This window comes from Sphingobium sp. C100, assembly GCF_000508185.1.
Lineage (GTDB): Bacteria > Pseudomonadota > Alphaproteobacteria > Sphingomonadales > Sphingomonadaceae > Sphingobium.
Map to the genome: position 1 here is coordinate 11,553 of NZ_AYOY01000164.1, position 21,822 is coordinate 33,374.

General features: G+C 63.4%; 21 protein-coding genes. 13 read left to right on the forward strand and 8 right to left on the reverse strand.

Annotated elements, in window-relative coordinates:
- The first annotated feature begins 46 nt into the window (after positions 1–46).
- From treF to C100_RS40125, 5 genes are all read left to right on the forward strand, one after another.
- Positions 47–1,606, forward strand: coding sequence for an alpha,alpha-trehalase TreF (treF, locus tag C100_RS40105; RefSeq protein WP_031309880.1), 1,560 nt, complete (start codon positions 47–49; stop codon positions 1,604–1,606).
- 17 nt (positions 1,607–1,623) lie between these two features.
- The gene (gene mutM, locus C100_RS40110; protein WP_024020773.1) at positions 1,624–2,436 is read left to right on the forward strand and encodes a bifunctional DNA-formamidopyrimidine glycosylase/DNA-(apurinic or apyrimidinic site) lyase; all 813 of its coding nucleotides are present in this window, start codon (positions 1,624–1,626) and stop codon (positions 2,434–2,436) included.
- 114 nt (positions 2,437–2,550) lie between these two features.
- The gene (gene rpsT / locus C100_RS40115; RefSeq protein WP_024020774.1) at positions 2,551–2,814 is read left to right on the forward strand and encodes a 30S ribosomal protein S20; all 264 of its coding nucleotides are present in this window, start codon (positions 2,551–2,553) and stop codon (positions 2,812–2,814) included.
- 403 nt (positions 2,815–3,217) lie between these two features.
- Positions 3,218–4,618 (forward strand): chromosomal replication initiator protein DnaA, encoded by a 1,401-nt coding sequence (dnaA, locus tag C100_RS40120; protein ID WP_024020775.1) that lies wholly within the window; start codon positions 3,218–3,220, stop codon positions 4,616–4,618.
- A gap of 68 nt (positions 4,619–4,686) precedes the next feature.
- Positions 4,687–5,304 (forward strand): peptidylprolyl isomerase, encoded by a 618-nt coding sequence (locus C100_RS40125; protein ID WP_024020776.1) that lies wholly within the window; start codon positions 4,687–4,689, stop codon positions 5,302–5,304.
- 22 nt (positions 5,305–5,326) lie between these two features.
- On the opposite strand, the gene C100_RS40130 is transcribed toward C100_RS40125, so the two are convergent.
- Both C100_RS40130 and C100_RS40135 read right to left on the reverse strand, forming a co-directional pair.
- On the reverse strand, positions 5,327–6,559 hold the full coding sequence (locus tag C100_RS40130; RefSeq protein ID WP_024020777.1) for a dicarboxylate/amino acid:cation symporter: 1,233 nt from the start codon (positions 6,557–6,559) through the stop codon (positions 5,327–5,329).
- Between the two features lie 98 nt (positions 6,560–6,657).
- Positions 6,658–7,863: a penicillin-binding protein activator gene (locus C100_RS40135; protein WP_024020778.1), complete on the reverse strand. Its 1,206-nt coding sequence runs from the start codon at positions 7,861–7,863 to the stop codon at positions 6,658–6,660.
- Positions 7,864–7,874: 11 nt separating this feature from the next.
- Between C100_RS40135 and rsmI the strand changes: the two genes are divergently transcribed.
- The 4 genes from rsmI to C100_RS40155 all read left to right on the forward strand — a co-directional run bounded on the left by rsmI (position 7,875) and on the right by C100_RS40155 (position 10,795).
- Complete coding sequence (rsmI, locus tag C100_RS40140) at positions 7,875–8,717, forward strand: 16S rRNA (cytidine(1402)-2'-O)-methyltransferase (protein WP_024020779.1); 843 nt, start codon at positions 7,875–7,877, stop codon at positions 8,715–8,717.
- Positions 8,714–9,067 (forward strand): YraN family protein, encoded by a 354-nt coding sequence (locus tag C100_RS40145; protein WP_024020780.1) that lies wholly within the window; start codon positions 8,714–8,716, stop codon positions 9,065–9,067. The genes rsmI and C100_RS40145 overlap by 4 nt, the downstream gene beginning before the upstream one ends.
- 68 nt (positions 9,068–9,135) lie before the next feature.
- Positions 9,136–10,110, forward strand: a complete 975-nt coding sequence (gene gshB / locus C100_RS40150; protein WP_024020781.1) for a glutathione synthase — start codon at positions 9,136–9,138, stop codon at positions 10,108–10,110.
- A gap of 85 nt (positions 10,111–10,195) precedes the next feature.
- Positions 10,196–10,795, forward strand: a complete 600-nt coding sequence (locus tag C100_RS40155) for a DedA family protein (RefSeq protein WP_024020782.1) — start codon at positions 10,196–10,198, stop codon at positions 10,793–10,795.
- Between the two features lie 4 nt (positions 10,796–10,799).
- On the opposite strand, the gene C100_RS40160 is transcribed toward C100_RS40155, so the two are convergent.
- From C100_RS40160 to rplJ, 4 genes are all read right to left on the reverse strand, one after another.
- Positions 10,800–11,078, reverse strand: coding sequence for a hypothetical protein (locus C100_RS40160; protein WP_024020783.1), 279 nt, complete (start codon positions 11,076–11,078; stop codon positions 10,800–10,802).
- Between the two features lie 70 nt (positions 11,079–11,148).
- On the reverse strand, positions 11,149–12,039 hold the full coding sequence (locus C100_RS40165) for a tyrosine recombinase XerC (protein ID WP_024020784.1): 891 nt from the start codon (positions 12,037–12,039) through the stop codon (positions 11,149–11,151).
- A gap of 172 nt (positions 12,040–12,211) precedes the next feature.
- Positions 12,212–12,586 (reverse strand): 50S ribosomal protein L7/L12, encoded by a 375-nt coding sequence (gene rplL, locus C100_RS40170; RefSeq protein ID WP_024020785.1) that lies wholly within the window; start codon positions 12,584–12,586, stop codon positions 12,212–12,214.
- Positions 12,587–12,658: 72 nt separating this feature from the next.
- On the reverse strand, positions 12,659–13,174 hold the full coding sequence (gene rplJ, locus C100_RS40175; protein WP_031309883.1) for a 50S ribosomal protein L10: 516 nt from the start codon (positions 13,172–13,174) through the stop codon (positions 12,659–12,661).
- Between the two features lie 738 nt (positions 13,175–13,912).
- Here rplJ and C100_RS40180 point away from each other — a divergent pair.
- The gene (locus C100_RS40180; RefSeq protein WP_052028334.1) at positions 13,913–15,760 is read left to right on the forward strand and encodes an AIPR family protein; all 1,848 of its coding nucleotides are present in this window, start codon (positions 13,913–13,915) and stop codon (positions 15,758–15,760) included.
- Positions 15,761–15,940: 180 nt separating this feature from the next.
- Here the strand turns inward: C100_RS40180 and C100_RS40185 are convergent, their stop codons facing one another.
- Positions 15,941–18,046: a RelA/SpoT family protein gene (locus C100_RS40185; RefSeq protein WP_024020788.1), complete on the reverse strand. Its 2,106-nt coding sequence runs from the start codon at positions 18,044–18,046 to the stop codon at positions 15,941–15,943.
- Positions 18,047–18,157: 111 nt separating this feature from the next.
- Between C100_RS40185 and C100_RS40190 the strand changes: the two genes are divergently transcribed.
- The 3 genes from C100_RS40190 to C100_RS40200 are packed head-to-tail and all read left to right on the forward strand — an operon-like array spanning position 18,158 to position 20,587.
- Positions 18,158–18,640: a winged helix-turn-helix transcriptional regulator gene (locus C100_RS40190; RefSeq protein ID WP_024020789.1), complete on the forward strand. Its 483-nt coding sequence runs from the start codon at positions 18,158–18,160 to the stop codon at positions 18,638–18,640.
- Positions 18,641–18,683: 43 nt separating this feature from the next.
- Positions 18,684–19,790: a sensor histidine kinase gene (locus C100_RS40195; RefSeq protein ID WP_024020790.1), complete on the forward strand. Its 1,107-nt coding sequence runs from the start codon at positions 18,684–18,686 to the stop codon at positions 19,788–19,790.
- Entirely contained in the window at positions 19,787–20,587 is an 801-nt protein-coding gene (locus C100_RS40200; RefSeq protein ID WP_024020791.1) for a LytR/AlgR family response regulator transcription factor, read from the forward strand. Before C100_RS40195 ends, C100_RS40200 begins: the two co-directional genes overlap by 4 nt.
- Before the next feature lie 200 nt (positions 20,588–20,787).
- Here the strand turns inward: C100_RS40200 and purN are convergent, their stop codons facing one another.
- Positions 20,788–21,738, reverse strand: coding sequence for a phosphoribosylglycinamide formyltransferase (gene purN / locus C100_RS40205; RefSeq protein WP_024020792.1), 951 nt, complete (start codon positions 21,736–21,738; stop codon positions 20,788–20,790).
- Between the last annotated feature and the right edge of the window lie 84 nt (positions 21,739–21,822).

Sequence of the window (21,822 nt, forward strand, 5' to 3'; positions counted from 1 at the left end):
GGCCGTCATCCATTTCCGTCCCGGTCGAACCGGGGGAGCCTTGCCGATGCGTCGTTTCATCCTTTGTGGCCTGGCCGCACTGCTGTGCATGGCGCAGGCGGCGCCGGTCGCCAGCCCGCAGCAAATCTACGGCCCCTTGTTCGAAGCGGTGCAGCGCGCGCGCATCTTCGCCGACGGCAAGAGTTTCGCCGACGCGGCGCCGAAGGGCGATCCCGCCGCGATCCTGCGATCCTATCGCGCGGAAAAGCCCCAGGGCGAAGCGTTGCGCGCCTTCGTCCTGCGCCACTTCGACGTGCCGGGCGAAGCGGTCGCGGCGCCAGCGCCCACCCTGCGCGGGCATATCAAGGCGCTCTGGCCGCACCTCACCCGCCCGCCGCTCGATCCGCCGCCCGGCTCCTCCGCGCTGGCTCTGCCCGCGCCCTATGTCGTGCCGGGCGGCCGGTTTCGCGAAATCTATTATTGGGACAGCTATTTCACGATGCTGGGGCTGCGGGCCGACGGGCGGCAGGATCTGATCGATTCCATGCTGACCGATTTCGAAAGCCTTATCGCCCGCTATGGCTTCATTCCCAACGGCACCCGCACTTACTATCTCGGCCGGTCGCAGCCGCCCTTCTTCGCGCTGATGGTCGACCTTGCCAGCCGCCCCGATGATCCGCGCCACCTCGTCGCCCTGCGCGCGGAGCATGATTTCTGGATGCGCGGGGCGGACGAGGCGCGGCGGTCGGGGGCGGCGTTGCGGGTCGTGCGGATGCCGGACGGCGCGCTGCTCAACCGCTATTGGGACGACCGGGCGGGACCGCGCGATGAAAGCTGGGCCGAGGATGTCGCCACCGCGCGCGCCAGCAACCGGCCCGCTGCCGAACTTTATCGGCATTTGCGCGCGGGCGCGGAAAGCGGCTGGGATTTTTCATCGCGTTGGCTGGACGATCCCGCCCGCCTCTCCACCATCCGCACGACCGACATGGTGCCGGTGGACCTTAACAGCCTGTTGTGGGGGCTGGAGCGGGCCATCGCCCGCCATTGCGCCGCCGCCGGAGATGCCGATTGCACGCGTCGGTTCGAATCGCTCGCCGCCGCGCGCCGTCGCGCCATCGACCGCTGGCTCTGGCAGCCACGCGCCGGCCGCTTTGCCGACTGGGACCGGCAGGCGGGCAAGCCCACGCCCGTCCTGTCCGCCGCGACGCTCTATCCGCTGTTTGTCGGCATGGCCGATGACAGGCAAGCCGATGCCGTCGCGGCCCTGACCCGCGCGCAACTGCTGGCGCAGGGCGGGCTACGCACCACCCGCATCGCCAGCGGCCAGCAATGGGACAGCCCCAATGGCTGGGCCCCGCTGCAATGGATCGCGGTGGCGGGGCTGGGGCGGACCGGCCATGACGACCTGGCGAAAGAGATTGCGCGGCGCTGGATCGGCACGATCGATGCGGCCTGGCGGGACACGGGCAAGATGCTGGAGAAATATGATGTGGAAGAGCGCAGGCCCGGCGGCGGCGGGGAATATCCGTTGCAGGACGGTTTCGGCTGGACCAACGGCGTCACCCGCGCGCTGATCGAACGTTACCCCGGTCTGGACCCCGACACGGCTGTTGCCAGCACGCCCTGATCACTGCATCAGGCCCCATGCCTGAGCTTCCCGAAGTCGAAACCACTGTCGCCGGCCTGCGCGCGGTCCTTCAGGGCAGCGTGCTGACGCGGGTCGAACCGCGCCGCGCCGATCTGCGCTTCCCGATTCCCGTCGACCTGCGCCAGCGGCTGACGGGCGCGACCGTCACCGGCCTGTCGCGCCGCGCCAAATATGGCCTGATCGAAACCGATCGCGGCGACATGATGATCTTCCATCTCGGCATGTCGGGGCGCTGGCGAATCGATCCGGCGGAGATTGGCGCACATGACCATCTGTTGATCGAGACCGGGGGCGGCAGGCTGCTGTCGCTGAACGATCCGCGCCGATTCGGCTCGCTCGATCTCGTTCGGTCGGACGCCTGGCCCGGTTATGCGCCCTTCACCCGCATGGGGCCGGAGCCGCTGGAGCCGGATTTCACCGTTGATGCGCTCGCTGCCGCGCTGCACGGCAAGGCGACCTCGATCAAGGCGGCGCTGCTCGACCAGCGAATCGTGGCCGGACTTGGCAATATCTATGTCTGCGAAGCGCTCAACATGGCGGGCATTGCGCCGACTCGCGCGGCGGGCAAGATCAGCCGGGCGCGATTGGGCCTGTTGGTCGAGGCGATTCGCTCGGTTCTGTCCGCCGCCATCGTCGCTGGCGGCTCGACCCTGCGCGACTATGCGCGTCCCGATGGCGAGCTGGGCTATTTTTCCAAACAGTGGCGCGTCTATGGTCGCGAGGGGGAGGCATGTGGCTGTGGCGGCGTGGTGCGTCGGCGAGTCGATGGAGGCCGATCGACCTTCTTCTGCCCAAAATGTCAGAAATAGCGGAGGCAGCATCGGTTGACGACCGGCCTTATCCCCTGTAAGGGGCGCTCCTTCATGAGGCGGGTCGGTATCGACAGGCCTCTTCCCGAGATTTGACGAGAACCGAGGAATAGAATGGCCAATACGCCGCAAGCCAAGAAGCGCATCCGTCGCAATGAGCGTCGCGCCGCAATCAATGGCGCCCGCATCAGCCGGATCCGCACCCTGGTGAAGAAGGTGGAAGCCGCCATCGTCGCCGGTGACAAGACCGCCGCCGCGACCGCCCTGCAGTCCGTTCAGCCCGAACTGGCCCGTGGCGTCGCCCGCGGCGTGCTGCACAAGAACACCGCCGCGCGCAAGTTCGGCCGCCTGACCAAGGCCGTCAGCGCGATCGCCTGACCCTTCACAGGGACGCCTGAATAAAAAGCCCGCTCCGGATCGCCGGAGCGGGCTTTTCATCGTTCATTCACACCGCTGTCATTTTTATGACCCGCGCAATTCCCGCGATTCGACGCGCTGCACCACAGGGTTGCAAAGATAAGACATTGATATTTAAGAGATATTTCTCGGATCGGCCTTTTTGGCGGGTTTGCTGAGTCAACGGCTTTATTTCATTTTTTTGAAGGGGCGCGCCCTTGATCCGGTGGAGCGCCCCTGTCTATTTTGCTCCTCCGGCCGCCATTCGAATCGAATTTCGGTGGCCGTCATTAGGTCAGACGATGCAATATGCTCGGAAAGGCAGGTGCTTTTCCGGATGGGCTTTTTTGCGCCGTTCGGCCGATGTGGGGGGTCGGTTAAAGCAATGAAGGGCAGGGCAGCGGTGGTTGGACGTCAGGTGACGGATATTCGGGATGTTGCCGGCCTGGACTCCGCCTGGACCGCCATTCGCGCGGGTCTGCGCCGCGATTTGGGTGCGCGTTTGTTCGACCAGTGGCTCAAGCCGGCGCGGCTGGGCGACTATTGCCCCGAATCCCAGACGCTCGACCTGCTCGTCGCAACCGACTTCAGCGCCAATTTCGTGTCCGGCCAGTTTGGCGACCGCCTGCGCATGGCGTGGCGCAGCGCCGGCGTAAGCGTGCGGGAGGTGCGGGTGCGGCGTGCGCCGGACGCCACCGGGCCGCGCCTGCTGGAAGTCGTCCATGCCGCCGAACCCGATGCTGCGCCGGTCGAAACGGCTGTCGCATCCAATTTCCAGCCCCGCCACAGCTTCGCAGCCTTCGTGGTCGGCGAAACCAACCGGCTTGCCTGGTCCGCCGCGCAGGCGATGGCGGGCGAGGCGCAGCCACGCTTCACGCCCCTCTTCATCCATGGCGGCACCGGCCAGGGCAAGACGCACCTGCTCCATGGCATTGCCGCCGCCTTTTCGGCGCACTCGCCCGCAGCGCCGGTGCTCTACATGTCGGCCGAACGCTTCATGATGGAATTTGTGAATGCGATGCGCGCCAATGAGACGATGGCGTTCAAGGCGCGCCTGCGCGCCGCCCGCCTGCTGCTGATCGACGACATCCAGTTCATCGCCGGCAAGGGATCGACGCAGGAGGAGTTTCTCCACACGATCAACGACCTGATCGACGCGGGCGCGCGCATCGTCGTGACCGCCGACCGGGCGCCGCAGATGCTCGAATCGATCGATGCGCGCATTCTCTCGCGCCTTGCGGGCGGGCTGGTGGCCGACATTCGGCCGGCCGACCTCGACCTGCGGCTGGCCATCCTCGAATCGAAGCGGGCGGTCGCGGGCGATCCGCCGGTGCCGGACATGGTCATTGATTTCCTCGCCCGCTCGATCCGCTCCAACGTGCGCGAGCTGGAAGGCGCCTTCAACAAGCTGGTCGCTTATGGGCAGCTTACCGGCCGTTCGATCGATCTCGACTTCGCGCAGCAGATGCTGGCCGATGCGGTGCGCGCCAATGCCCGCCGCATCACCGTGGATGAAATCCAGAAGGCCTGCGCCGCCCATTTCAAGATCGATCCGGCCGAAATGCGCTCCAAGCGCCGCGCCCGCGCCGTGGCCCGCCCGCGCCAGGTCGCCATGTATCTCGCCAAGAAGATGACGCCGCGTTCGCTGCCCGAAATCGGCCGTATCTTCGGCGGGCGCGATCATAGCACCGTGATCCATGCCGTGCGCACGATCGAGGCGCTGCGGGAGAGCAATCCCGACATGGATGCCGACGTCCGCGCGCTCCAGCGCCTGCTGGAGGGCTGACGGGCGGCTTTGCGGCCAATGCAAAGCGACTATTCCCATCGACGCCCGACCCGGACTAGGCTGACGCCATGATTCGCCAGCTCGCCATTGTCCTGATCGCCCTCCTGACGCTATCGCCTGCTTTGGCCCAGACAGCGCCGGTTCCCGCACCCATGCTCGACCCGGCCGATGTGCGGGTCGCGATGGAAACCGACCGGGGCCTGATCCTGATCGCGGTCCATAGCGGCAAGGCGCCGGTGACGGCCGGCAATTTCCTGAAATATGTCGATGAGAAAAGGTTTGACGGCGCCGCCTTCTATCGCGGCGTCGGCGCACCCGATTATGGCTTCGTCCAGGGCGGGGCGCAAAATGATCCCAAGCGCATCCTGCCGCCCATCGCCCATGAGCCGACCAGCCGGACCGGCCTGGTCCATGACGATGGCGCGCTGTCCATGGCGCGCTATGCGCCGGGCAGCGCGACGGGCGATTTCTTCATCGTGCTGGGCCGGATGCCGTCCATGGATGCCAATCCGGAGGCGCCGGGCGACAATCAGGGCTTTGCCGTCTTCGCCCATGTGATCGAGGGGCTGGACGTCGTGAAGGCCATCCTCGCCGCGCCGAAATCGGCGACGAAGGGCGAGGGGGTGATGAAGGGGCAGATGCTGGAGACGCCGGTCAGGATCATCACCGCGCGGCGCGTGCCCTGAGCGGTTGCGGGGCGGGCGCGGTTCAGCCCGCGTCGGTCCTTCGCTGGTCCAGAATCCGCGTCACGCCCATGTCGGCGGTCACATTGCCCACGGTGCGAAATATGTCGGGCACCGTCTCCACCGCCAGCAGCAACGGCAACGCCTCCACCGGCACGCCCATGGCCAGGCAGATGGGGCCGGTGGTGGTGAAGAAGGTAATCTGGCTGGGCAGGCCGACGGCAGCCAGGCTGACGATCGCGGCCACCAACACGCCCATGACCAGCTGGGTCGGCCCCAGCGTCACCCCGTTCATCGCCGCAACATAGAGCGCCACGCCCAGATTGGCGGGCGGACTGGTGATGCGGAAGAGGGATATCGCCAGCGGCAATATGATCGACCGGCTGGTCTCCCGAACCTGGAGCGGGCCGTCGCAGGCCTGGATCATCGCGGGCAGCGATGCGATCGAGCTTTGCGTCGAAAAGGCGATGGCCTGGCCCGGAAAGACGGCGCGGGCGAAGCGACCCGCTCCGATCCGCCCCAGGATCATGGCCAGCGGATAGACCAGCAGCGTCACCAGCAGACAGAGCAGGACGATGAAGCCGATATAATGGAGCAGCGCGCCGGCCGTCGCCAGCCCTGACCGTGCGCCGGCCACCAGCGCCAGCGCGAAGACCCCGACCGGGGCCAGCCATAGCACCCAGTTCACCACCACCAACAGCGCGTCGCCCAGCGCTTCGAACAGGCCGGTCAATTGGGCGCGGCGTTCCGGCGTGATCCGCGTCACGGCAAAGCCGAAGATGAGGGCGAACAGCACCACCGCGACAACCTGGCCATCGGCGGCGGATTTGAGCGGATTGACCGGGATGAAGCCCAGCAGCCATGCAGCCGACGGCCGCACATCGGGTACTTCCGCCACTGGCCCGGCGCCCGCCAGCGCACCTACGGCCCCCGCCGGGACCGGCCAGACATGCAGCATCAGCGGGCCGGCGATTGCTGCCACGCTCGCCGCGCCGACCAGCAGGATCGCGAACAAAGCGATGGCTCGCCCAGCCAGTCCATTTTTGCGCGCCGTCGTCGCGGCCTGGGCGATGCCCGTCACCAGCAGCGCGAAGATGAGCGGGATGAGCGGCATTTGCAGGCCGCCCAGCCAGGCCTTGCCGATCGGTTGCGCGATCGCGACGACTTCCGCGTCCCAGGCGCCGCCCCATTCGGCGAGCAGGATGCCACTGGCAAGACCCGCCACCAGCGCGATCATGATGCGGATGGTCAAGGACATGGACGGCTTTCTCCCTTCATGGTTTGCGCCATGGGTGGAAAGACGAACCAGCCGCGATCATGCCGCCATTGTCTCGCGTCGCAAAGCCGGGCGCTCGCTCAGTCCGCGAAGCTGCGCGGTGCGGCATCGACTACGGTGAAGGCGCCGGCGCCCACTTCGGACACTTCCAGCGCGCGTTCCGCAACGCCCGTCCGGTTAAAGCGGAAGGCGCCGTCAATGCCTGAAAAGCCGCCCGCGTCGCGCAGCCGCGCGGCCGGGAAAGGGGCGCCGGGCTTCCATTGCTGGGCGATCCGCACCGTCAGCAGCACGGCGTCATAGCCGAGCGAGGACAGGCGGAAAGGGGTGCTGCCGAAGCGCGCCCGATATTTGGTCACGAGCTGGCGATAAAGGCCATCGGACACGCTGGCGAACCATGCGCCGCGCAGCACCGGGCTGCTGGCGAGCGAGGGTTCGGCGTTCCAAAGTTCGGTGCCCAGCAGGCGCGCGTTCGCCCCGCCATTTTTCCGCACGATCGGCGCGACCTGAAGCGCGACGCGGCCCGAATCGGCGATCAGCAGCGCGTCATAGCTGGACGAAGCCTGGAGCTTCTTGACCGCCGCGGCAATCGACCCCGACGATCGATCGAAAGTCTGCATCGACACCACCGTGCCGCCCGCCTGCTCCACCGCACGCAGCAGAGCATTGCCCGCCCGTTCGCCATAGGTGCCGCGCGGCACCAGCGCGCCGAACTGGCTCAGCCCCTTGGACTTGGCGAAGTCCACGACCCGTTCGATCGACTGGTTGGGATTATAGCCCATGATGTAGACGCCGCCGCCAGCGACGCTGTTGTCGTTGGAAAAGCTGATGACCGGGACATTGGCCCGCGCCGCGATCGGCCCGACGATCCGGGCGTCCTCGGCCAGCAGCGGCCCCAGGATCAGGCGGTTGCCGTCCGCCAGCGCCTTGTTCACCGCTGCCGCCGCGCCCAGCGCCGTGTCATAGGTGGTGATGCGCACCTTGTCCGTCTTGGTGTCCAGCAGCGCCAGCGTGGTGGCGTTGGCGATCGACTGGCCGACCCCGGCATTGGTGCCGCTCATCGGCACCAGCAGGGCGACGCGATGACGGGCGGTATCGGTGGGCAAGCCCTGCACGACTTCGGGTGCGGTCGGCTGCGCCGGGCCGCTGGGCGTGGCCGGCGCCGGCCCCTTGGGCACGATCGACTGGCAGGCGGCCAGGAACAGGGCCGCGCCCATGAACGCGATCCGCGCGCCGCGCTTGATCGAAGCGAACATGTTCGCTTGCCGGGGGGCATCCGTCTCTGTCATCTGGCGTCCTTATGGAAACTTCGCATGTGGGGCTTGAGCCCGGGCTTTATATCGTCGCGGGGCCGATCGGCAACCTTGGAGACCTGACACCGCGCGGCGCAGAGATATTGCGGCTGGCGGATGTCGTCGCGGTCGAAGATACGCGGGTGAGCGCCCGCCTGTTGCGCCATGCCGGCTCCGACCGGCCGATGATCCCCTATCATGACCATAGCGCCGATTCGGTGCGGGCGCGGCTGGTCGACCGGATGGCGGGCGAATCGGTCGCTTTGCTTTCCGACGCGGGCACGCCGCTCATTTCCGATCCGGGCTATAAGCTGGTGCGCGACGCGCGAGCGGCGGGGCGCAGGATCACGACCCTGCCCGGTCCCAGCGCAGCGATCGCGGCGCTGACCCTGTCGGGCCTGCCGACCGATCGTTTCCTGTTCATGGGGTTTTTGCCCAGCAAGGCGAAGGCGCGGGGCGACGCGCTGGACGAGGTGGCGGCCCTGCGCGCAACCCTGGTCTTCTACGAAAGCGGTCCGCGCCTGTCCGATTCGCTGTCGGCCATGGCCGCCCATCTGGGCGATCGGGAGGCGGCGGTGAGTCGCGAGATCAGCAAGACGTTCGAGGAGACCGCGACCGGCACCTTGCGCCAATTGTCCGCGCGCTATGCCGACGCCCCGCCCAAGGGCGAGATCGTCGTCACGGTGGGGCCGCCCGGCGAAGCGCCGCCGCCCAGCGCCGAGGATGTCGACGGTGCGCTGCTGGACGCGATGATCCGCCTGCCCGTGTCAAAGGCCGCCGGCGAAGTGGCGAAGAAATTCGGTCTCGACCGCCGCGCCCTCTATGACCGGGCGATGGAACTCAAGGCATGAGTCGCCGCCAAGCGGAGCAACGCGGACGGCAGGCCGAACGCATCGCTGGCTGGTGGCTGCGCCTCAAAGGCTGGCAGATTGTCGGCCGCCGTCTGCGCACGCCCGCCGGAGAGGTTGATCTGGTCGCGCGTCGGGGGGCCATGCTCGCCTTTGTCGAGGTGAAGGCGCGGGCAAGCGCGGCTGATCTTGACCTGGCGATCGACGAACGGCGCCTCGCCCGCGTTGCGGCGGCGGCGGACATTCTCTGGCATGATCTGGCAAAACCCGGCGATGACATGCGAATCGACGTCATCCTCCTTGCACCCGGTCGCCCGCCACGCCATCTGTCCAATGTCTGGCATGGGGGGTAGCTGCCGCCCAGCGCTCCGTCTTCCGTTCGCGTCAAACGAGCGGCTGTTGTTAGTGGAAGGTTTTCTGGATGACCATATTCAACCCTCTGACCGTCGCCGTCCAGATGGACCCGATGGAGGGGATCAACATCGCGGGTGATTCGACTTTCCACATCATGCTGGCGGGGCAGGCGCGGGGGCATCGCCTCTATCATTATCTGGCCCCGGACCTCAGTTTTCGCGACGGCCGCGTGCTGGCGAAGGCGCGCCCGGTGAAGGTGCAGAAGCAGAAGGGCGATCATTTCGCCTTTGGCCCGGAAGAGATGCTGGACCTGGGCCGCGACGTCGATGTCGTGCTGATGCGGCAGGATCCGCCCTTTGATCTGAGCTACATCACCGCGACCCATTTGCTGGAACGCGTGCAGGACGAAACGCTGGTGGTGAACGACCCGGCGTCGGTCCGCAATGCGCCCGAAAAGATATTCGTGCTCGATTATGCGCGCTTCATGCCGCCGACCATGATTACGCGCGATCTGGCGCAGGTGCGCAGTTTCCTTGCCGAACATGGCGAGATCGTGGTGAAGCCGCTCTACGGCAATGCCGGCAACGCCGTCTTTCATGTCGGGCAGTCCGGCGCGAACCTGTCCGCGCTGGTGGAACTGTTCAACGCCTCCTGGGTCGAACCTTTCATGGTCCAGGCCTTCATTCCCGGCGTCGCGGAAGGGGACAAGCGCATCGTGCTGGTCGATGGGCAGGTCGCGGGCGCGGTCAACCGCATCCCAGGCAAGGGCGAAATTCGCTCCAACCTGGCCGTTGGCGGGTCGGCGGCCAAGACCGAACTGACGGCGAAGGAGCGTGAGATCTGCGACGCGCTCGGCCCCGAACTCAAGGCGCGGGGCCTGCTTTTCGTGGGCATTGACGTGATCGGCGGGGAGTGGCTGACCGAAATCAACGTGACGTCGCCCACCGGCATCGTGTCGATCGACGCCTTTGACGGCGCCGACACCGGCGGCATGATCTGGGATGCGATCGACGCGCGGCTGGCGGCTCGGGCGGCGGATTGAACCCCGTGCCGAATTTGCGTCATGCCAGCGGTGAACGGCGCTGTCCTTCCGTGCGTTCGGATGACAAAGCGACAGGGGCGACCCCATGACCGACTGGGTCGTGAGCCTGATCGACGCGGGCGGCTATTGGGGCATCGGCCTGCTGATGGTGCTGGAAAATGTCTTTCCGCCGATTCCGTCCGAACTCATCATGGGCATTGGCGGCATCCGCGTCGGACAGGGGCGGATGGAGATGGAATGGCTGTTGCTGGCCGGCACCATCGGCACCACCATCGGCAATTATTTCTGGTATCTCGTCGGCCATGTCCTGGGTTTTCGACGGTTGAAGCCGCTGGTCGACCGTTACGGCCGCTGGGCGACGCTCGAGTGGCGCGACGTCGAGGCGCTTGATCATCTGTTCGGCAAATATGGGCAGGTCGTCGTCTTCGTCTTCCGCTTCCTGCCGGCTTTCCGCACCATGATATCGCTGCCAGCAGGCCTGTTCCGCATGGGCCATATCCGCTTTCTGCTATGGACGGCGGGCGGGGCGCTGATCTGGAACGTCATCCTTGCCTATGCGGGTTATGTGCTGGGGCGGAATTTCCAGAATATCGACCGCTATCTCGGCCCGGCCACCACGGTCTTCGTGATCGGCGCGATCATTCTCTATCTCTGGCGGCTGGCGACCTGGCGGCCGCGCGGCTGATCCGTCAGAACGGGATCTTGACGCCGACCATCACCCGTTTCGACGTGGTGCCGTTGCCGAAACTCTGGCTATCGACATGAAGATCGGCCTTGGCATTGCCGAACAGGCCGATCTCCGCTCGGCCGAGCGGCGGGGCGTTGCTGACAGGTTCGCGTTCGATCCGCTGGCTCTGCCGCCGCGCGGTGACGACGATGGTGTCGGGCGCGGCGGGCTTCACTGTCGCAAGATCGAAGTCGGGCGGAATCGCGCCGCCGGATTGCAGGGCGAGGATCAGGCGCAGCATGTTCGGACAATCTCCGGTCGCTTGGCTCCTGCGCAGGCTGGCCGTGCACTATGGCCGAATGATGGCGATTTCAGGCGCGGGGGTGCGCGCTGCGGTAGATGTCCAGCAGATGGGCGGCATCGACCTGCGTGTAAATCTGGGTCGATGACAGGCTGGCGTGGCCCAGCAATTCCTGCAGGCTGCGCAGGTCGGCGCCGCGGCCTAGCAGGTGGGTCGCGAAACTGTGGCGCAGCGCGTGGGGAGTGGTGCGGTCGGACAGGCCGAGCCGCCCGCGCGCGCCCTGCACCGCGCGGCGGATGAGGGCGGGGGAAAGCGGGCCGCCGCGGGCGCCGCGGAACAGGGGCGCGTCACGCTCCGGCGGATAGGGACAGGCGGCGAGATAGGTTTCGATCGCTGCGCGCACTTGGGGCAGGAGGGGCACGATGCGGGTCTTGTTGCGCTTGCCGGTGACGCGCAGCGTGTCGGCCAGGGGCAGGACGTCGCCCGTCAGGCCCACCGCTTCGCCGATGCGCAGGCCCGCGCCGTAGAGCAGCAGCAGCACGGCCCAGTCGCGGGCGCCGATCCAGCCTTCGCGGGCGGTTTCGGCGATGTCCCCGGCGAGCGCCATGGCTTCGTCGGGGGAGATGGGACGGGGCAGGCCGCGTTTGACCCGTGGTCCCTTGAGTTGCGGTACGCGGGCGTCTTGCCCGCCGGCGAATTTCAGGAAGCCGCGCACCGCCGACAATTCGCGGGCCGCGGTCAGATTGCCGATGCCGTCCATGCGCCGGCTGGTGAGAAAGGCGCGCAGGTCCGCCTGTTCGAGCCTGCCGAGCGTCGCTGCGTCCACCTGTTCGCCGCGATGCTGCTCCAGAAAGGCGAGCAGCCGTTCGGCGGTGGCCATATAGGCCCGCACCGTGTGCACGGACCGCCGCCGGTCATGGGCGAGATGGGCGCGCCAGCGTTCGATGAGGGCGGTGGACATGGCGTCAGATTAGGACAGGACGGGCGGGAAGGGGAGCGGAGATTTTCCGCGCGTCCCGCCCTTTGCCACAGGCGAAAAAGGGCAGCGCCCTCCAGTGAAGGCGCCGCCCCTATTCTGTCCGGCCGGAACCGGATCGGTCGCCCCGCAGCACATGGCCGCGGGGCAGGTCCGATTACTTCAGCTCGACGGTCGCGCCGGCTTCTTCCAGCTGCTTCTTGACCTTCTCGGCCTCGTCCTTGTTCACGCCTTCCTTGACGGCCTTGGGCGCGCTTTCGACCAGCGACTTGGCTTCGGTCAGACCCAGGCCGGTGATGGCGCGGACTTCCTTGATGACGTTGATCTTCTTGCCACCGTCGCCGGTCAGGATGACGTCGAATTCGGTCTGCTCTTCAGCAGCCGGAGCGGCGGCGGCAGCGGCCGGGCCGGCAACGGCGACGGCAGCGGCGGCCGAAACGCCCCACTTTTCTTCCAGAGCCTTCGACAGCTCGGCGGCTTCGAGGACGGTGAGGGCCGAAAGCTGATCGACCAGAGCGTTGATGTCTGCCATTTGTCTTGTTTCCTTGTTTGGGGCGTTGCGCCCCGTCAGATGAGGGTCAAAAAATTCGGATTCGGGAACGGCTCAGGCCGCTTCCTTCTCCGCATAGGCGTTGAAGACACGCGCAAGCTGCGCTGCCGGCGCCTGGGTGACGGTTGCGAGCTTGGTAGCCGGGGCGACCAGAAGGCCGACCAGCTTGGCGCGCAGTTCATCCAGCGACGGCATCGACGCCAGGGCCTTGACGCCCTCCGCATCGAGCACAACTTCGCCCATCGCGCCGCCAACAATCTCAAGCTTGTCGTTGGTCTTCGCGAATTCGATCGCAACCTTGGCGGCGGCGACCGGATCGGCCGAGGTGGCAAGGCCAACCGGACCGCTCAGCAGGTCGCTGAGGCCGGTATAGGCGGTGCCATCAAGGGCGATGCGGGCGAGGCGGTTCTTCGTAACCTTGTAGGTCGCGCCGGCTTCGCGCATCTTCTGGCGCAGGACGGTCGACTGGGCGACGGTCATGCCGAGGTTGCGGGTCACGACGACCACGCCAACTTCTGCCAGTTCAGCGTTCAGCGCGGTAACGACCTCAGATTTCTGATTACGATCCATGCCATTACTCCACTTCATGTCCGCGGGCGGACCCACGGACGGCTAAATACCCGCACGCTTGCACGCACGGGGCACTATAGTCCGAAGGGGAGAGATCGACTGGCCCGTGCCCCATGAAGGAAACAGGCAGACCCGGACCGGGCGCGCGGCCCGTGTTCGGTAAAGAACTTTTCCCCGTCTAGGCTGGAGATTAAGAAGGGCATATTCCCTTCACCAACTGTCTCGGACGGAAGACCGACGGCATCGCTGCCACGGCCTGCGGCTGCGCCTTTACAGAAAGCGGGCGGCGATGTCACGCATAATCTGGCGCGCGGGCGGCCGGCCAGGGTCATGCCGACGCGCCGCCGGCAAAGTTCACACCGTTGTCGCATGGTCGCCACGCAAAATGTGGAAAAATCCGCGCCGACGCGCCGCCGACGCCCCTGCGAAGCCACGCCAAAGCCCCTGCGACGCGCCAGTGACGCGCCACCAGGGTCACAGTGCCGCGCCAGTGACGCGCCGGGGTGCGGGCGGGCGCGGAGGCGGGCGGCGCACCGGCGCGGCGAGGGGGCGGGATGATCCATCGCAAAGGATAGACCAGAGGAAATCCTATTTTGGAAGGGGGTACGATGGGCAGATAGGCGAATGTCCGCTTCAGAGTTGGGACGCAGGTAAAGCCGCCGTTCGCGCCGCGCCACCCCCCTGAATCAAGGGCGATATCAATGGTATTCGTCGATCTTACCAAATGGGCGCGCGGGCATGATTGTCGCCGTGCCAATCCCGTGTATGGTTAGTAATCGCGCACAATCAGTGGCTGCTGCGCCCAGGATGATGTCTGCCAAAGGGAATGCGATTTTGACGATGAATCCGATTATCAAAGCACAGCTAAATGAGTTCAAGAAATCTAATCCTGACCATGCAGGGGATGAGGCCGATAATTTTGAAGTCATGTCTCTATTTGCTGTGGAAAATGGTATCCTCGGGGAAAATATCGATCCGTTCAAAGCTCACCTAAAAGGTCATGAATTTGGCCTCGATGGCATTGCGATTCTAATCCAAGGTGAGCTCTGCACAGATTCAGATGAGGCTTCAGCAGTTTTAGCCACTGGCCGGAATCACACTAGCGAGTTTCATTTTTTTCAGTCGAAAACATCCGACAAAATGGACTATGGTGAGGTTTCTAAATTTCTCGATGCAGTCTTTGACTTTTTTACCGACCTATCTCTTCTTTCAGGCCAGCAAATCGAAGATTTGTCCGAAGTGCGCGATGCCGTATTCACATCGGCCACGAAATCTAATCCTTCGTTAAAGTGCTACTACTGCACAACCGGTACGAACCAAATTTCGGAGCCTATAAAAAAGCTCATCGATGCTAACAAAGATCGTCTTGAAGCGCTCAGTGTATTCGAAAGCGTTAGTATTCAAACAGTTGGTGCGAAAGAAATTCAAGAAGGTTTCCGCGCGGCGACAAACTCAACATCTGCTACGGTCAACTTCCCGAAAGCAATTACGCTGCCTGACCACGAAAAAGTTGATCAGGCATACATTGGATATGTTTCAGCAGATCAAGTTTTAGCAATGTCATTAGAAGACGTTGACGGGGATGGTATTCAGCATATCCGGAGAAACGTGTTTTATGACAACGTTAGAGATTTCAACCCTGATTCTGAAATCAATAAGTCCATAATTGCCGAATTAGAAGCGGGAGACTATTCTTCATTTGTTTTCAAAAATAATGGAATTACCGTTGTAGCGCGATCCATTACCCGAAAGGGAGATCAATTTAATATTGACGACTTTCAGATCGTTAACGGATGCCAGACGACAAACATTCTGTCACATGTAAAAGACCACGCCGTTCATATTTCTGTGCCATTCAGACTAATCGGTAGTTCAGACAGCGATTTTGTCTCAAGTATCATCATTGGCACTAACAAGCAGAATGAGGTCCGAGAAGATCAGTTCTGGGCGCTGCTGCCATTCATGAAGGACCTGGAGGTGTATTGCCGCGCCCAGGAGACTGATGCACGAATATTTATTGAACGACGAGACAATCAGTATCGCGACGTCTCGGTCGAGCGAACACGTATTATGAAGCCATCAGATTTGATGAAAATTGCCGCAGCCATGCTATTCTTCCAACCGCAGCGAGCCGCTCGCGATCATCGCGGCATACGAAAAGAGTTTTCGCAGCGTATATTTCAGGAAAAGCACAGCGTTGAGCTATACCATATGATAGCGCTGGCTCTATACAAGTTTGATTACATGGTGCGTACAGGAAAAACAGATCGCGCTCGTGTGATATATAAGTTTTATATATTGTTTTCTCTCGTGAGAGAAAAATGGACATCTCCTGATATATTAGACGCGTCACCAAAGTCGCAACTGGCTGTGATAAAATACGTGATGGATATCATACAAAATAGTGACAAATTTTCTCTGCATATTAATAAGGTTGGTGAATATTTGGATATTTTGGTCTCTCAGTCTTCAGCAAAAACTAGAGAGCAAATTCGAGACTATATCCGCACTGAATCTTTCGCCGAACAGTTCATTGGGAGTTACTTTGAGGGCCCTCGGCATCATCGAACCACCCCAAAATCATAAGTCTATTTGAGTGGTAGCTTCGGACGACGGCAGTCGTTTGGGAGAGAACCAGGAGACGGCGAGACTGTCTTATTACGGTCAAAAAAGTAGATTGAGGGGCTGTCCGCGAACGTCAACTTCCAAGCGCGTGCAAAATTTACTCGAACGGCGATAATTGGCGCAACCCAGCCTTATCCCCCTTCAAACCCGATCCGCCTGCACAACGACATCAATCGCGCGGAGTGCCGACAATATCCGCATCAGATGCTGGGCGTCGGCCACTTCCAGGTCGATGACGTCGGTGTGGAAGGGGCCTTCGCGGTTGACCAGTTGCAGGTTGAGGATGTTCGCCTTGGTCGCGCCGAAGACGTTGGCGACGGCGGCCAGCGCGCCGGGCTGGTTCTTGACGATGACGGACAGGCGGGCGGTGCCGCCCTTGGACTTGCTGTCCCAGCTCAGATCCACCCAGTCGTCATCCTGCTCCACCTCCAGCGACCGGCAGTCGATGGTGTGGACCTCGATCGGCTCGCCGGTGCGGCGCACGCCCACGATGCGGTCGCCCGGCACCGGATGGCAGCAGTCGGAGAGATTATAGGCGATGCCCGGCGTCAGGCCGCGGATCGAGACGGGTTCATGCTGGCGCGGATGCGCGTCCTCCATGCCCTCCGCCGTGGTCGATCCGGGCATGAGCGCTTCCATCACTTCGGAATCGAGCACCTGATGGGTGGCGATCGCCACCATGAGCGCGGCGCGATCGTCGAGCTTGAGGCGCTTCAAGGCCGCGGTCAGCGCCTTGTCGCCCAATTCCCTGGCGAGGTCGGGGGAGAAGCGGCTGATGATTTCCTCATAGAGTTTCTCGCCCAGCTTGATTTCCTCGCCCCGCTGTTTCTGGCGGATGAAGCGGCGGATCGCGGCGCGCGCCTTGCCCGTGATGGCGAAGGTCAGCCAGCCGGGTTGCGGCTCCTGCCCCTCCGACTTCAAAATCTCGACCTGGTCGCCATTTTCAAGGTTGGTGCGCAGCGGCACGACGCGGCCATTGACCTTGGCCCCCACGGTCTGGTTGCCGAGGCTGGTGTGGACGGCATAGGCGAAATCGACCGGGGTCGATCCCTTGGGCAGCTGATGCAGCTCGCCCTTGGGGGTGAAGGCGAAGATCCGGTCCTGATACATCGCCATGCGGGTATGTTCGAGCAGCTCGTCGGCGTCCTGGCTCTGCTCCAGGATTTCGACCAGGTCGCGCAGCCAGGCGGCGTGATGATCGGTCGCATCGCCCTTTTGCTTATAGGCCCAATGGGCGGCGAGGCCGAGTTCGGCGTCACTGTGCATGTCACGGCTGCGAATCTGCACCTCGATCCGGGCATTGTCCTGATGGATGACCGTGGTGTGGAGCGAACGATAGCCGTTGCGCTTGGGCGTGGAGATATAATCCTTGAACCGGCCCGGCACCATCTTGAACGTCCGGTGGATGATGCCGAGCGCGCGGTAGCAATCCTCCGTCGTTTCGGTGATGACGCGGAAGGCCATGACGTCGGTCAGCTGTTCAAAGCTGATATGGCGTTCCTGCATCTTCTTCCAGATGGAATAGGGATGTTTCTCCCGCCCAGACACGGTGACGGACAGGTCGTTGCCGCCCAGCAGCAATTGCAGTTCCGCGCCGATGCGGTCGACCTTGTCATGGCCGCCTTCCTTGAGCTGCTCCAGCCGCTTGGTGATGCTGTCATAGGCTTCCGGCTCCAGCTCGCGGAAGGCGAGGAGCTGCATTTCGCGCATGAAGTCATACATGCCGATCCGCTCGGCCAGCGGGGCGTAGATGTCCATCGTCTCCCGCGCGATGCGGCGGCGCTTCATCTCGTTCTTGATGAAATGGAGCGTGCGCATATTGTGCAGCCGGTCGGCAAGCTTGACCAGCAGCACGCGGATGTCGTCCGACATGGCGAGCAGGAATTTGCGCAGATTTTCGGCCGCCCGCTCATTTTCGGACATGGCCTCGATCTTGCTGAGCTTGGTCACGCCGTCGACCATGCGGGCGACGTCGGGGCCAAAGGCGCTCTCAATCTCGTCATAGGTGACCAGCGTATCCTCGATCGTGTCGTGGAGGAGGGCGGTCACGATGGTCTGGTCGTCCAGGTTGAAATCGGTCAATATGCCAGCGACTTCAATGGGGTGGCTGAAATAGGGATCGCCGCTGGCGCGTTTTTGGGAGCCGTGCTTCTGGACCGAGAAGACATAGGCGCGGTTGATCATCGCCTCATCCGCATCCGGATCATAGCGCTTTACACGTTCGACAAGTTCATATTGACGTAGCATCGCTGCCCGATTGTGTTGGAACCCCCTTGTCGTGCAACAAAAAAATCCCATCTCACGATAATAAGGTGGCGATTTTGCAACTGGTGTTGCTTTGCGCTATGCGTGAGACCCATGAAACATAATCTGGCTCAGGACCTGCAACAATGCGCGTTGCCCAGCGCGCTGGAAATGATGGGCGAACGATGGTCCTTCCTCATCCTGCGCGGCGCGCTGTCGGGCATCCGGCATTTCGAGGAATTTCAGTCGACGCTGGGCATCGCCCGCAACATCCTGGCCAACCGCCTCGCGCGGCTGGTCGAAAACGGCATATTGGTGCGCCAGCCCATGCAGTGCGACCGGCGCAAGGTCGAATATCGGCTGACCCAAAAGGGCCAGGACCTGGCCCCCGCGATGATCGCGCTGCGCCAATGGGGCGAACGCTGGGGCTGTGGCGGGCCTGCCTGCCAGGTGCTGGCGGACAAGCGGGACAGCCAGCCGATCCGGCTGATCGCCATCCAGGCGCATGACGGGCGCACGCTGGACCTGTCCGACCTGGTGTGGCTGTGCACGGACGAGGTGACGCCGATGGCGGAGGAACCGGCCGCCGCTGCGTGAGCCGGCTTCCCGCCTGCGTCGAAATCGCCTAGGTTCGACGGCAATGTCTGCACCCCGTATCCAGCCTCAGCCCTTTTTCGCTGACAAGAACCGCGCTTTCTGGAACCTGCAATCGCTGGGATGGGCGGGCGCGTTCCTGCTGCGCGGATCATCGACCATCGCCAACGGCCAGCCTTTGTCCAGCCTGGTGCCGGTGATGATCTCCACCGTCACCGGCTATTCGGTGACGCTGCTGATCGCGGTGGTGTTCCGCCTGCTGCTGAAACAGCGGCCGATCATCACCTGGGGCCTGTCGATCCTGACGGTGGTGCTGGCCGCGGGGCTGGTCGCCTTCATCGACGCCTGGGTCTTTTCCACCCAGAATCGCAGCGGGGAAACGGCGGGGCTGCAATTATTCCTGGGCGCCTTCTATCTCTCGGTGACGCTGATCGGCGCCTGGTCGGCGCTCTATTACGCGATCAACTTCTATCTGACGGTGGAGGAGCAGGCCGACCAGCTGCTGCGGCTGGAAACCCAGGCGTCGAGCGCGCAACTGGCGATGCTGCGCTATCAGCTCAACCCTCATTTCCTGTTCAATACATTGAACAGCATATCGACCCTGGTGCTGCTCAAGCAGACCGATCGCGCCAATGCGATGCTCTCGCGCCTGTCCTCTTTCCTGCGTTATACATTGATCAACGAACCGACCGCGCAGGTGACGATCGAGCAGGAGGTGGAGACGCTGAAACTCTATCTGGAGATCGAGAAGATGCGGTTCGAGGATCGGCTGCGCCCGGTCTTCACCATCGATCCGACCGTGTCCCATGCGCGGCTGCCCTCGCTGCTGCTCCAGCCCCTGGTCGAAAATGCGATCAAATATGCCGTCACGCCGCGGGAAGAAGGGGCGGAGATCGCGGTGACGGCGCAGCCTGCCGGTGAAAATGTGCGGATCGTCGTATCGGATACCGGGCCGGGATTGAACGACGGCGCGATCAAGCCGCACATACCCATCAGCGAGGGAACGGGCGTTGGCCTGCCGAACATCCGGGACCGGTTAATTCAGGCCTTCGGGGAACGACAGAGCTTTGAAACACGTTCCACACCCGGCGGATTTTCGGTCATAATCGAAATTCCGCTTAACATGGATGAAACATCGAAAGTGGCCGCATGACCATCAGAACAATCCTCGTCGATGACGAAAGCCTGGCTATTCAAGGCCTCCAGCTGCGTCTGCACGCGCATGAGGATGTTGAAATCGTCGAAACCTGTACCAACGGCCGCGAAGCCATCCGTGCCATCAAGACGCATAAACCCGATCTTGTGTTCCTCGACATTCAGATGCCCGGCTTTGACGGCTTTTCCGTCGTGCAGGGCATGATGGAAGTGGAGCCGCCGCTCTTCATCTTCGTCACCGCCTATAGCGACCATGCGATCCGCGCGTTCGAGGCGCAGGCGGTCGATTATCTGATGAAGCCGGTGGAGGAAGGCCGCCTGGCCGATGCGCTGGACCGGGTGCGCCAGCGACTGGGCGAAAAACGCCAGGTGCAGGAGGCCGAGAAGCTGCGCGAGGTGCTGGCCGAGGTTGCGCCGCAGGCGATGAGCGATTTCGTGACGGAGGAAGGCGCGCCGGCGTCCAACCGCTTCGAAAAGCTCATCAACATCAAGGATCGCGGCCAGATTTTCCGCGTCGATGTGGATTCGATCGAGCGGATCGACGCGGCGGGCGACTATATGTGCATCTACACCGCCGACAACAGCCTGATCCTGCGCGAGACGATGAAGGATCTGGAAAAGCGGCTGGACCCGCGCAATTTCCAGCGCGTCCATCGCTCGACCATCGTCAATCTGAGCCAGGTGCGGCAGGTCAAGCCGCATACGAACGGCGAATGTTTCCTGGTGCTGGAAAGCGGCGCGCAGGTGAAGGTCAGCCGATCCTATCGCGACGTGGTGGCGCGCTTCGTCCATTAGGGGAGGGTGGCGCGAGCATGATGCAGGTGCATACCACCGGCCATGCTCTGTCGTTGCGCGCCTTCGCCTGAGATGCCGGCCTTCGCCGGCATGACGGTGGGGTTGAGGGGTTCGCGCCCAGAGACGCCATTCCCCTCCCACCCGTCTTCGTCATTCCAGCACCGATCCGGGGTTGCTGGCGTGACGGGAAGGGTCTCCCCCTAAAATTCCTCGGCAATGTCCATCAGGCCCAGCAGCTTGCGGGGCGCGATTTCGCGCCAGCTGGCGCGCAGGCGCTGTTCGATATGATCCCAGTCGGTGTCGCCCAGGTCCAGGCGGATGCCGACCCAACCGTCACCGAAATAGGCGGGGCGGTAATAGCGGTCGGGGTCCGCTTCGATCAGGGCACCCTGTTCCTCCGGCGCGGTCGTCTTCACCAGCAGCGCAATGATGCCGTCGCCATGATGATCCTTCGTGAACCAGGCGAATTTCTTGCCCTTGACGATGCCGAAGCAGGGCATCCCGTGCGAGACCACCTCATCCGCCTGCGGCAGGGCGAGCGCGATTTCCCGCACCTTGTTAAGCAACCAGTCGGGCTGGCGTTCGCGGGTGACGAAGTCGGCCAGGGTGCGGGAATAAAGTTGATGCTCGGCGATCAGGATGCGCGCGGCGAGGCTGTCGGCGGTGTCGCCCGGCAGGATCGCGACCGGGGTCTGGCCCAGCACCGGCCCGTCGTCCAGTTCGGCGGTCACGATATGGACCGAACAGCCCGCGTGAGAATCGCCCGCGTCGATCGCCTTCTGATGGGTGTCGAGCCCTTTATATTTGGGCAACAGGCTGGGGTGGATGTTGAGCATCCGGTTTTCCCAGCCCGCGACGAATTCCGGTGAGAGCAGGCGCATATAGCCCGCCAGCGCGACATATTGAGCGCCCGCCGCGCGGAGTCGGGCGTCGATGATCCGGTCAAACTCGGCGCGCTTGAGCCCCTTGTGGCTCTGGCCGAAGGTCGCGATGCCTTCGGCGGCGGCGAGCGTCAGGCCGGGGGCGTCGGGATCATTGGCGGCGACCAATATGATTTCATAGGGGCAGCTTTCGGCCTTGGCCGCATAGAGCAACGCCGCCATGTTCGACCCGCGGCCGGAAATCAGGACGCCGACTTTTGCCTTTTGCATGGGGAATTCCCCTCCCGCTTGCGGGAGGGGCCGGGGGAGGGACTGGTAGGTCGCTCCTCGGACATGCCCTCCCCTGACCCCTCC

What these genes read in the sequence shown, in the direction of transcription:
- treF (WP_031309880.1), top strand. Translation starts at nt 47, where the DNA reads ATGCGTCGTTTCATCCTTTGTGGCCTGGCCGCACTGCTGTGCATGGCG.
- mutM (WP_024020773.1), top strand. Translation starts at nt 1,624, where the DNA reads ATGCCTGAGCTTCCCGAAGTCGAAACCACTGTCGCCGGCCTGCGCGCG.
- rpsT (WP_024020774.1), top strand. Translation starts at nt 2,551, where the DNA reads ATGGCCAATACGCCGCAAGCCAAGAAGCGCATCCGTCGCAATGAGCGT.
- dnaA (WP_024020775.1), top strand. Translation starts at nt 3,218, where the DNA reads ATGAAGGGCAGGGCAGCGGTGGTTGGACGTCAGGTGACGGATATTCGG.
- C100_RS40125 (WP_024020776.1), top strand. Translation starts at nt 4,687, where the DNA reads ATGATTCGCCAGCTCGCCATTGTCCTGATCGCCCTCCTGACGCTATCG.
- C100_RS40130 (WP_024020777.1), bottom strand. Translation starts at nt 6,559, where the DNA reads ATGTCCTTGACCATCCGCATCATGATCGCGCTGGTGGCGGGTCTTGCC.
- C100_RS40135 (WP_024020778.1), bottom strand. Translation starts at nt 7,863, where the DNA reads ATGACAGAGACGGATGCCCCCCGGCAAGCGAACATGTTCGCTTCGATC.
- rsmI (WP_024020779.1), top strand. Translation starts at nt 7,875, where the DNA reads ATGGAAACTTCGCATGTGGGGCTTGAGCCCGGGCTTTATATCGTCGCG.
- C100_RS40145 (WP_024020780.1), top strand. Translation starts at nt 8,714, where the DNA reads ATGAGTCGCCGCCAAGCGGAGCAACGCGGACGGCAGGCCGAACGCATC.
- gshB (WP_024020781.1), top strand. Translation starts at nt 9,136, where the DNA reads ATGACCATATTCAACCCTCTGACCGTCGCCGTCCAGATGGACCCGATG.
- C100_RS40155 (WP_024020782.1), top strand. Translation starts at nt 10,196, where the DNA reads ATGACCGACTGGGTCGTGAGCCTGATCGACGCGGGCGGCTATTGGGGC.
- C100_RS40160 (WP_024020783.1), bottom strand. Translation starts at nt 11,078, where the DNA reads ATGCTGCGCCTGATCCTCGCCCTGCAATCCGGCGGCGCGATTCCGCCC.
- C100_RS40165 (WP_024020784.1), bottom strand. Translation starts at nt 12,039, where the DNA reads ATGTCCACCGCCCTCATCGAACGCTGGCGCGCCCATCTCGCCCATGAC.
- rplL (WP_024020785.1), bottom strand. Translation starts at nt 12,586, where the DNA reads ATGGCAGACATCAACGCTCTGGTCGATCAGCTTTCGGCCCTCACCGTC.
- rplJ (WP_031309883.1), bottom strand. Translation starts at nt 13,174, where the DNA reads ATGGATCGTAATCAGAAATCTGAGGTCGTTACCGCGCTGAACGCTGAA.
- C100_RS40180 (WP_052028334.1), top strand. Translation starts at nt 13,913, where the DNA reads ATGATTGTCGCCGTGCCAATCCCGTGTATGGTTAGTAATCGCGCACAA.
- C100_RS40185 (WP_024020788.1), bottom strand. Translation starts at nt 18,046, where the DNA reads ATGCTACGTCAATATGAACTTGTCGAACGTGTAAAGCGCTATGATCCG.
- C100_RS40190 (WP_024020789.1), top strand. Translation starts at nt 18,158, where the DNA reads ATGAAACATAATCTGGCTCAGGACCTGCAACAATGCGCGTTGCCCAGC.
- C100_RS40195 (WP_024020790.1), top strand. Translation starts at nt 18,684, where the DNA reads ATGTCTGCACCCCGTATCCAGCCTCAGCCCTTTTTCGCTGACAAGAAC.
- C100_RS40200 (WP_024020791.1), top strand. Translation starts at nt 19,787, where the DNA reads ATGACCATCAGAACAATCCTCGTCGATGACGAAAGCCTGGCTATTCAA.
- purN (WP_024020792.1), bottom strand. Translation starts at nt 21,738, where the DNA reads ATGCAAAAGGCAAAAGTCGGCGTCCTGATTTCCGGCCGCGGGTCGAAC.